The sequence below is a fragment of the Neochlamydia sp. TUME1 genome, from assembly GCF_000813645.1.
Taxonomy (GTDB): domain Bacteria; phylum Chlamydiota; class Chlamydiia; order Chlamydiales; family Parachlamydiaceae; genus Neochlamydia.
The window spans coordinates 1-10017 of sequence record NZ_JRXI01000132.1 but is presented as its reverse complement, the minus strand read 5'-3'; the positions used below and the strand labels follow the sequence as shown (position 1 = coordinate 10017).

General features: G+C 38.1%; 11 protein-coding genes. 9 read left to right on the top strand and 2 right to left on the bottom strand.

What is annotated here, in order from left to right; all coding sequences use genetic code 11:
- Window positions 1–84 precede the first annotated feature (84 nt).
- The 4 genes from DB41_RS10785 to truA all read left to right on the top strand — a co-directional run bounded on the left by DB41_RS10785 (window position 85) and on the right by truA (window position 4083).
- Window positions 85–1506: a DUF4116 domain-containing protein gene (locus DB41_RS10785; RefSeq protein WP_052243951.1), complete on the top strand. Its 1422-nt coding sequence runs from the start codon at window positions 85–87 to the stop codon at window positions 1504–1506.
- A 578-nt stretch (window positions 1507–2084) separates the two neighbouring features.
- Window positions 2085–2699 carry a MarC family protein gene (locus DB41_RS06050; protein WP_039385460.1) on the top strand — a complete coding sequence of 205 codons (615 nt, stop codon included), beginning with the start codon at window positions 2085–2087 and terminating at the stop codon, window positions 2697–2699.
- Window positions 2700–2709: 10 nt separating this feature from the next.
- On the top strand, window positions 2710–3309 hold the full coding sequence (locus tag DB41_RS06045; protein WP_039385459.1) for a MarC family protein: 600 nt from the start codon (window positions 2710–2712) through the stop codon (window positions 3307–3309).
- A 27-nt stretch (window positions 3310–3336) separates the two neighbouring features.
- The gene (gene truA, locus DB41_RS06040) at window positions 3337–4083 is read left to right on the top strand and encodes a tRNA pseudouridine(38-40) synthase TruA (RefSeq protein WP_039385457.1); all 747 of its coding nucleotides are present in this window, start codon (window positions 3337–3339) and stop codon (window positions 4081–4083) included.
- 256 nt (window positions 4084–4339) lie between these two features.
- On the opposite strand, the gene DB41_RS06035 is transcribed toward truA, so the two are convergent.
- Window positions 4340–5572, bottom strand: coding sequence for a DUF368 domain-containing protein (locus tag DB41_RS06035; RefSeq protein ID WP_052243950.1), 1233 nt, complete (start codon window positions 5570–5572; stop codon window positions 4340–4342).
- 2 nt (window positions 5573–5574) lie between these two features.
- Window positions 5575–5985 carry a RodZ family helix-turn-helix domain-containing protein gene (locus DB41_RS06030; RefSeq protein WP_039385455.1) on the bottom strand — a complete coding sequence of 137 codons (411 nt, stop codon included), beginning with the start codon at window positions 5983–5985 and terminating at the stop codon, window positions 5575–5577.
- A gap of 101 nt (window positions 5986–6086) precedes the next feature.
- Between DB41_RS06030 and rnhC the strand changes: the two genes are divergently transcribed.
- The 5 genes from rnhC to DB41_RS11680 all read left to right on the top strand — a co-directional run bounded on the left by rnhC (window position 6087) and on the right by DB41_RS11680 (window position 9999).
- A complete protein-coding gene (gene rnhC, locus DB41_RS06025; protein WP_039385453.1) occupies window positions 6087–7001 on the top strand; it encodes a ribonuclease HIII in 915 nt (304 codons plus the stop codon).
- A gap of 446 nt (window positions 7002–7447) precedes the next feature.
- The gene (locus DB41_RS12295; protein WP_238578447.1) at window positions 7448–8458 is read left to right on the top strand and encodes an AAA family ATPase; all 1011 of its coding nucleotides are present in this window, start codon (window positions 7448–7450) and stop codon (window positions 8456–8458) included.
- On the top strand, window positions 8446–9060 hold the full coding sequence (locus tag DB41_RS12290; RefSeq protein ID WP_238578446.1) for a hypothetical protein: 615 nt from the start codon (window positions 8446–8448) through the stop codon (window positions 9058–9060). The genes DB41_RS12295 and DB41_RS12290 overlap by 13 nt, the downstream gene beginning before the upstream one ends.
- A gap of 337 nt (window positions 9061–9397) precedes the next feature.
- Window positions 9398–9853 carry a transposase gene (locus DB41_RS06015; RefSeq protein ID WP_052243949.1) on the top strand — a complete coding sequence of 152 codons (456 nt, stop codon included), beginning with the start codon at window positions 9398–9400 and terminating at the stop codon, window positions 9851–9853.
- Complete coding sequence (locus DB41_RS11680; RefSeq protein WP_155117596.1) at window positions 9853–9999, top strand: hypothetical protein; 147 nt, start codon at window positions 9853–9855, stop codon at window positions 9997–9999. The genes DB41_RS06015 and DB41_RS11680 overlap by 1 nt, the downstream gene beginning before the upstream one ends.
- The last annotated feature ends 18 nt before the right edge of the window (window positions 10000–10017 follow it).

Sequence of the window (10017 nt, the reverse complement as noted above, 5' to 3'; positions counted from 1 at the left end):
GTTTTTTGCGTAAATAGCTTTTTTTAAAGATCAAAAAATGAATTTATTCTATAGTCTTAGATAGACTAAATTCTAAGGTTTGCTATGAAAATAGATACATTTTCAAACGTAGGTGTTTTCATAGATAATACAGCAGACTATCTACCCTTAATTAGTACTTTAACTAATTTAATGGATATTTTTCAAAAATGTGTTTACTTACCTTTTAAAAACAAAGAAAGTATATCAAAAAGCCGCTATTATACCCATCTTAACAAGAAAAGCTTTAGACGTTGTCTGATCTTGCTGATTCCCATCATAGGAAATATTTTCATTGGGATGGAAGACTTTACGCCCCGATCTTTTCATGATAAAAAGTTTATCCTTGCCTCAGTGCGCAAAAGAGGCTGTAAACTTTATTTTGCTAGCGAACAGCTTAAAAATGATAAAGAGGTAGTCCTTGAAGCTGTCAGGCAGGATGGCTTAGCCCTTAAATATGCCTCCCAAGAGCTTAGAAACAATAAAGAAATTGTTCTTGCCGCTGTCCAACGCAATGGCCTGGCTCTTAAGTATGCTAGCCCACAGCTAAAAAATGATCAAGAGGTCGTGCTTTCTGCTGTTAAAAAAGATGGTTTAGCATTCGCAAGCGCTAGCAAAGAATTAAAAAAAGATCATGAAATTATGGTAGCTGCTGTAGAGCAAAATGGCTGGGCGCTTAAATATGCTAGCAAAGAGCTTAAAAGTAATAAGGGCCTAATCCATGCACTTGTCCAGAAAAATGGCTGGGTGCTAAGGTTTGCAAGCAGAAAACTCCAGAATGATCAGGCAATGGTGGAGGCGGCAGTTTTGCAAGATGGCTGGGCTCTTGAGCATGCTAGCGCCGAGCTTAAAAACAATAAAGAAATAGTTCTTCTTGCTGTAGAGCAAAATGGCTTGGCTCTTGAATACGCTAGTCAAAAGCTTAAAAATGATAAAGAAGTAGTGTTTGTGGCTGCGAGGAATGATGGCGCAGCGCTTAAATTTGCTAGCCACAAGCTACAAAAAGATAAAGATTTCATTCTAGCTACTCTTCAACATAATGGCTTGATGCTAGAGTATCTTAGTGAAGATTTTCAGAATGATAAGAGCCTAGTATTGGCAGCTGCTTTACAGAATGGTTTGGCGCTTAAGTATGCAAGCCAAGAACTCCAAAACGATAAAGAATTAGTACAGGGTGTGGTACTCAAAAATGGATTAGCACTTGAGTTTGCCAGCGAAGAGCTGAAAAACAATGCGGAAGTTATCTTGGCTGCCGCTATGCAAAATGGATTAGCACTTAAGTATGCTAGTCCAGAGCTTCAAAATAATAAAGAATTAGTACTCCTTATCGTCCAGAAATTTGGCTGGGCTCTTCAATATGCTAGCCTTGATCTTAGGAGCGATAAGGACGTTGTTCTTGCTGCCGTTAAGCATTTTAGCCAGTCTATTAAGTATGCTAGCCATAAGCTTCAAAAGGATATGGAGCTTATCGAATTGTCTAGAAGTTAAATGCTCATGCACAATTAAATCTAAAAAAATTTAATTTTTTCCCTTGATATATTATTGGGTCTAACCAAACGTAGGATAAGAAAAACTTTCATTGTCTCGACCAATTTTGATCGTTTTGAAGCTTCTATAGATACGATAAACTATAATGCGTCCTTTCAAGAGTAAGTCTAGGAAAAATTTTCAACTTTTATGTTTTTTAAGTCGCTGTTTATCCTTTATCGGTAAACATAGCAAGACTACCGCGTTGAGTAGGTAGGCAGGTATTAGAAATTTAAGCATTTTTAAAATATGAAAAAATATTGAAAGATAAGAGGGTTTTTATTTTATTTGCAGCCTTTCAGCAAATTATAAAGCTGAAACGATAGACTATAAATTTCTGGAGTAGGCCTGAGAAAGACAATTTAAAGATTAACCTTGCATAGCATTAAAATTTAGTTTGAAGAGAAAATAATTAACTTGCACGTAGCTCTCTCGGGATCTAATTATTTAAACTCATTTAGATAAGAACTAAAAAAGCTGAATGAAAATGAGCAAGTTGTATTTAATTTCCTAAAACACTATTATAGCACGTTTGTTAAATGATAGGTTCATCCTGTGTCTTTATTTCAAATAGCTTTAACTTTTTTTTAGTTACCAATCCTATTGGAAATTCGCCAACTATTCTAGCACTAGTTAAGGATTTTGAATTCGAGCATCAAAAAAAAATACTAATGCGCGAAGGCCTAATAGCTTTTCTTATTGCTATCTTCTTTCAGTATTTGGGAGAAATTCTTTTAGGTGTCCTTTTTGTGCATGATTTTGCTGTTAGCATAACCGGAGGCATTTTGCTGTTTTTGGTTGCATTACGAATGATCTTTTCCACAGCACCTTCCACTAAATCTGCAAATCAACAAAAGCAAGAACCTTTTATTGTGCCTATCGCTACCCCTATATTATCGGGGCCTGGATTGATGGCGATTATCATGCTATTTTCTCGGCAAGAAGGTAATAATATAAAGATAACACTAGCGCTTCTTTTAGCTTGGATCTTTGTACTCCTTATTATTGCAGTAGCTCCTTACTTACACAAGCTTTTAGGTAAAAGGGGGCTGGTGGCTTTAGAGCAGTTAATGGGTATGCTTTTGGCCATGATGTCTGCGGGTATGGTACTTACGGGCCTTAAATTATTTATAGAACACTATAAACATTCATAAGAAGTGAAATATGATAGAAATTCCTTTGTTTACGATGACAATGATTCTTTTTTTGATCATGGATCCTATCGGCAATATTTCTACATTTTTACAGATGGTAGATGAGCTGCCATCTAAAAGAGTAAGATGGTTAGTGGCTAGAGAAATGCTGATTGCTCTAGTATTTATGCTCGTGTTTAATTTTTTAGGAGAATTTATTCTTCACATTCTACAGTTGGATAATCCGACTGTTCAAATGGCCTCATCCATCATTTTATTTTTAACAGCGATTAAAATTTTATTTCCTGCCTCAAATAGTTTGCGGGCAAATTGGCCCAAAGGTGAACCCTTTGTCATACCTTTAGCTGTTCCTCTAATTGCTGGACCTTCATTGCTAGCTACTATCCTTATGCTAGCTCATCTAGAGTCTAGTCAACCCAAGATGCTAATTGCCATATTAATAGCCTGGGTAGTTTCCACCTTTGTTTTGCTATTCGCTCGCCAATTGCAGCGCGCTTTAGGATATAATGGATTAATGGCAGCTGAGAGGTTGACTGGAATGCTGCTCGTCATGTTAGCTGTGCAAAGATGCCTAGAAGGAATCCAAGAATTTATAGCTCTTTTTTCTTAGAAGCATAGCAATAAGCCGAGAGGTTTAATGAAAAATATTAAGCTACAAATTGCTTATGATGGCACAAGCTATTTAGGATGGCAAAAAACCTCTCTAGGTCCCACTATTGAAGCTTCTTTAGAAAAAGTCCTTGAAAGAATTCTTCAGCATCCCGTCACTTTGCAAGCTGCTAGCCGTACGGATGCAGGTGTTCATGCTCATAGGCAAGTCATCAATTTTTTTACCACCAAAGAGCTTTTAAATTACAAAAGCTTTAAGATTAGCTTAAATCAGCTTTTACCGCCCTCCCTTGTAGTCCTAGAAGCCCAAGAAGCACCCCAAAATTTTCATCCTACTTTAGATTGTATTCAGAAAGAATACCACTATTTTATCTGCAAGGGAGCCGTGCAAATGCCTCAAAATAGGCTTTACTCTTGGCATTGCCCTCGTTTGTCTAAGCTTGCCGAAATGAAAGCGGCTGCAAAATTATTGGTAGGAAAAAAAGATTTTTCAGCGTTTTGTAACTTTAAAAATCATGTACATTATGCTAGCTTTGTGCGCCAGGTGAATAGGATAGAGATTCAGGAAATATTTCCTGATCGGCTGCTATTTAAGGTAGCAGGTCAAAGCTTTTTATATAAAATGGTACGCAATATAGTAGGCACCTTAGCCTATGTAGGCATGGGAAAAATGCTAGGGTCACAGATACCTGCTATATTAGCAAATCGTGATCGAAGACTAGCTGGCATTACTGCCCCGGCTCATGGTCTTTGCCTCCACCAAGTCAAATATTAGCCTGCATAGAGATTAAAGATATTTCTAGGCTTTTCAGGCCGTGTCTTATGGGATTATATTTAAAAAAATAGGCCTTTAAGGAGGGGTAGGTTGCTGAAGGGATAATTTCCTTTTGAAGGACAGACTTTTGCTTCTTTACCGTCTTATCTTACATAACTGCTGGTGAAAAAAAGCGGGAGACTATTCATCTACTTAAAACGGCTTGTTTACTTAAAATTGTCTATTCACATTCTCGCAAGCTTTATAGCTCAGCTAATCAAGCAGGCCTTTTTTGTAAACTTTTGGCTGCAATATGCAGGCCAAAAACTAAGAGGGCTCCACAGACAGTAAGTCCTAAGGCCAGCCATGTTTCATAAGAAGTCCATGAGGGTAGGATTGGCTCAAGGGTCTCTAACTGAGCACCTTTTTCAAGATGGAGAGGTAAAAGAGCATATTGATAACTCCAAAAAGGCCATACTGCTTTTATGGCGCCAATCATAAAGCCTGTTAAGGAAGCGATAGCTAAATCATGGTGCTTATCTAAAATCCAGCTTATAAAGCGTGAGAAAAAAAGGGCGCCTAAAAAAATACCTAATAATAAGTTGGCTAAAATAAGAAACGAGGGATGATCAAAATGCCCATTTTTTAAGCTACTAGAAAAATCTGCTAAAGCTCCTACCGCAATGGTATACATGCCTAGAATAGATAAAAGATAGCTTCCTGATATTCCCGGGAGAATCATGGCACACACAGCCAGAGCTCCGCAGAAGATAATCCATGGGTCCAGGCTTTTACTCTTACTGTTGGGGAGAAAAAATTCTAGGGGCCCCCAAGTGGCAAGCTTATAGCTGTAGGCAAGCGTTGTAGGTGGAATTGCCTCTTTAGCTAGCATGGCGGAGAGCATTGAGGCAGGAACTGCTTTTAACGTGTGGGTGGAAAAATTATAATTGCGCAAAGGCTTATCAGAAACGATATTATCAATTTTGATATCATAAAGATTATCAGCAGTTGATGAAGATAGCATGGAAGATGATTGAGTTAAAAAAAAAGCTAAGCTAGCACTGCTCGCAAATAAGAAGATTGATGACAGGGTCCAACGCTTGACTTGACCCATACATAGTAAGGTGGCAGCAATAATCAATCCAAAAAAAGTGGCATAGAGTAAGGAACGATAAGTTTCATGATTTAAAAGGTAGGAGACTAGGTGGGCTAAGCAGAGCATAGCTAGGATAATGCCTATTAACAACCCTAACAAAAATTTCCAAGCAATAAGATTAAAAAATTTTCGAAAATGACCTTTTAATAACGTTTTAAATGCTGAGCGATTAAGAGTTTTTAAACTATAAAGAAAATCTTCGTAGAAACCCATGATGAAGGCTATGGTACCTCCAGAAATGCCAGGAATAATGTCTGCTGTTCCCATGCATAGGCCCAAGCAAATTAAACATAGCCAACCTCTTGCTGCTGCTAAAGGCAGCTTATGAGAAGGCTTAAGCAGCAATAAGGTCATGATTAGATGACTCCAAAGTACCGTGCCGTGAACCAAGCTGTAATGATGAGCAAAATAAAAGCACTTATCCAGATGGCATTAGGAAACCATTTGACTCCCGCTCCTGGATTTCCACGGACTTCAAGCGTTCCTATTCCATAAGCAAATTCTTGCGCTTCTGGACGTGAGAAGATGGCTGGATTCTCTCGAACAATTTTTTCCCCATCGATGCCTAGAAAAGCTGCATATTGACGAATGAATCCTTGAGCATAAACAGGGGAATTAAGTTTATCAATTTCCCCCTCTTCAATAGCTTGAAGATGGGATATGCGAATAGAGGTCGCATTCTCAATTTCTTTGAGAGAGAGGTTAAGCTCCTTACGGCGCTGCTTAAAAATTTCACCCATTTGAATAGATTCTTCTCGGATTTTCATATGTTAGGTAACGATCTTTACAAGATCAACCTTCTCCTTATGTTGACAGTTATCAAAACTACCTTTTATACTATAAAATTAATAATAACTCAAGTTAATGCATGACCGATTCATCTCCCTCTGGCAAGTCCACTACCTTTGTCACCCAATTAGACATAAAAATAGCCGATAAGCTAATGCAAGATCTTATAAATCAGGGTTTTGAGATAACAAAACCTCTTTATACTCTATTTTCTGCCAAAAAGAAAGGGATCAGTTGCACCCTTTACCAATCAGGCAAATTAATGGTTCAAGGGAAAGAAATGGCCTCCTTTATGGAATTTTATCTAGAGCCTCACATTCTGGGGAATTTTAAGTTTAGTTATGCGCATCTAGAGATCGATATAACGGCTCGTATAGGAATTGATGAATCAGGTAAGGGAGATTTTTTTGGACCTTTATGTATCGCTGGAGTGCAAGCTGAAGGCCATGCTATCCATCATCTAAAAACCTTAGGGGTTAAAGATTCTAAGTCTTTAAGCGATCAATCCATTATAAAAATTGGCAATAAGATTCGCGCCGAATATGCGCATCATATAGTGAGGATAAACCCGGCTAAATATAATGAATTGATGATCCAGTTTAAAAATCTCAATCATCTTTTAGCTTGGGGACACGCTACCTCTATTGAGCAGCTTGCAAATAGGACCGGTTGTCAAAATGTAATTATCGATCAGTTTGCAGATGAACGAGTGGTCATTAGAGCCTTACAGCGAAAAAAAATGGAGATTAACCTCACACAAAGGTACCGAGGAGAAGAAGATTTAGTAGTGGCTGCTGCTTCCATACTTGCCCGCCAAACATTTGTGGAAGCTCTTGATCAATTATCTGAAAAATATAAGATAGAGATTCCTAAAGGAGCATCTATGAAAACAATTGAGATAGGAAAAAAGCTTGTACAAACTTACGGCAGCGAAGTGTTAGAACATGTGGCTAAATTACACTTTAAGACGTTAGATGCTATTATGAAAAATTAAGTAAGCCATAGAGAAGTTAAAAAAGCTAAAGGCTACGAAGAGGGGAGAGCTTTTCTTACTGGAGGAATAAATATATTTGTTAATGCCCTAACTTTTACTTATCGATTTCTTTTTGCCTAAAAAATTAAAGGGTAAAAAGGGATAGCTTCTAAGCTTTAAAGAATATATAAAAGGTGTTAAATCTAAAGGGTAGACAATTCTTTATAGAAGATGGTTTTAGATGAAGAAAATAAGCCTTGTTTTTTATCAGAGGTATCTCTTACTCCAGATGATGAAAGTAGGCTTTTTTTGATACGAAAAGGGTAAGCCGGCACTAAAAAAGGTGTTTTTAAAAATTAATTTCAATTAAGTCTAATAAAAATTAAAAAATCGGGGAGAGCTAAAAAAGAAATGATGGGCAGTCTAAACGTATGTGGATTTATTTCTTTATCCGCAGGATATCACCTATGCTAAAGCAATTACGCATTAAAAATATCATACTTATTGAATCTGCAGAAATAGATTTTGCCGAGGGCTTTAACGTTTTATCGGGCGAAACGGGATCAGGAAAGTCTGCGATCATGAACGCTATTCGCTTAACTGCGGGAGAGCGAGCAGAAACAGGGATAATTCGTAAAGGCGCTGATAAAGGTGTTGTGGAGGCTGTTTTTGATATAAAAGGCTTGGTAGAAGTAGAGAATTTACTGGAATTAAGCGGAATTGATAGAGAAGAGGGTGCAGAGCTTTATATACGTCGCGAGATTTTTGCTACCGGTAAAAGTCGTGCTTTCATTAACCATCAGCTAGCGCAGTTAAGCTTGCTACGTGCTCTATCTACCCATTTGATTCATCTCGTTGGGCAACATGCTAATCAAGATTTACTTTCTTTAGATCGCCATCGTGAGCTACTCGACCTTTTCGGTAATATTAAAGAGGAAGTGGCAGCCTTTTCAACTAGCTGGGAAGAAGAAAATGCCTTGCAAAATGAATTGGAGCAATTAATAAATAACGAAGCTCAAAGATTGCGCGAAATGGAAGTCTGCCATATGGTACTTGAAGAATTAGAAGAAGCTCATTTGAAGGTAGGAGAAGAGGAGGAACTCTTTAGCGAATACACCCTTTTAACGCATGCAGAAGAATTGGGTACAAAAGTGCAGGAGGTCTGCCAAGTATTGGATGGTGAAAAAGCGGCCCTACTCCCTCATTTGAATCGTCAACAGCATGTTGTAGGCTATTTAGCAAGCCTTGATCCTGCCTTAAAAGACCTTTCTGAAGCTTTCCATAATGCCGTTTTAGAGCTCCAAGAAGTAGCAAGCGCATTAACTCTTTACCAATCGCGCTTAGAATATAACCCTGTGCGTACCTCCGAGATAAATGAACGCTTAAAATTAATTACCCGTTTGAAGAAGAAATACGGGCCTACTGTAGAAGATATGCAAAGCTTTGCAGAGGAAAGTAAAAAAAATTGCAAGTTTTAGAAAATGCGGATAATAGAATTGAAGAGCTAAAAGACAAACTTGAACTTGCTAAAACGAAAAATAATCAGAGAGCTTCACAATTATCGGATAGCCGTCGAAAAGCTGCGGTAAGGTTAGCTGCTGCTTTGAAAAAGGAGTTATGTTCTTTGAATATGCCAAAGGTAGATTTTCAAATAGATATTCATCCTTCTAAGAGAAACCGTTATGGAGATGATAAAATAGAATTTTTCCTGCTCCCGAATCTCGGAGAACGTCGTATTCCTATCAAAGACTGTGCAAGCGGCGGAGAGCTATCTCGGGTCATGCTCTCTTTGCAAACTGTTTTAAGTGATAAACAACGTATCCCTACGTTGATATTTGATGAAGTGGATTCAAACATTGGAGGCGCAACAGCAGCAATCGTGGGAGAAAAACTTAAAGCCATTGGCAAAGACCTGCAAGTATTATGCATTACTCATTTTCCTCAGGTCGCTCAACATGCTGATTATCACCTTCAAATTTCCAAAAAGGTGGTAGGGGATCGGACAGTAACCTTTGTTAATTTATTAGATGCTTCCACCCGCAAGCAAGAGCTCGCACGAATGACAGGTAAGGCTAGCTAAGCTTTGAAAGGATTGGGCTCTAAGTTAAATGCGGCGAGCAGCAGGACCTGCTAAATAAAAATTGCTTAAGCTTTATTAAGATAAGTTTCTACAAAGCAGAGTTTAATCTAATGAAATACACTCTGCAAGAAGCTAGGCGCCTACTAAGCTAATGTAGTACTACCTCGTTAAGTGCCTTTCTGGTATTAATGTAGGTAAGGTTTGTTAATTAGTTTGACATGATTTAAAGGGTGTTCCATGCTTGAACAATATTTTGAGAGCACTTTTTCTCCCCAATTGCTATAATTTGTTTACGCCTAAATGATTCTAAAGCTCTTAATTTCTTGCAAAGTTGACTATGAAACCAATCAAGCTAGATAACCAACAAGGTCGCCTCTTTAAATCTCGCTTTAGCGATGAACTTAATCCAAATCATCCTCTTATCCAGTTATCCAAATTGATTGAATGGAAACAGTTGGAAGAAGAGTTTGATAAGCTGTTTGTAGAAAAAATAGGCCAGCCAGCTAAGCCTGTAAAGCTAGTTGTAGGGCTCTTTATCTTACAGCATATGTATGGACTTTCGGATAAAAATGTAGTGCATCGATGGGTAGAAAATCCTTATTGGCAATACTTTTGTGGGTATGAATTTTGGCATCATGCGCTGCCTATCCATCCTACTTCTTTAATTAAATGGAGGCATAGATTAGGCGAAGATGGACTTAGCAAGATTTTACAAGGGACGATTGCAGCAGCCGTTTTGACAGGCGCGGTGAAAAAAAAAGCCTTAAAAAAGTCATCGCCGATACCACCGTAATGCCTAAAGCTATCGCCTTTCCTACCGACGCTAAACTTTACTTTAAGTCTATTCAAGCGCTTGTAAAAATGGCCGATAGTAGCCAAATCACTTTGCGCCAAACCTACAAAAAGCTAGCTAAAACAGCATTGTGCATGCGTGCTTAGCTTAAGCCCATGCCCGCC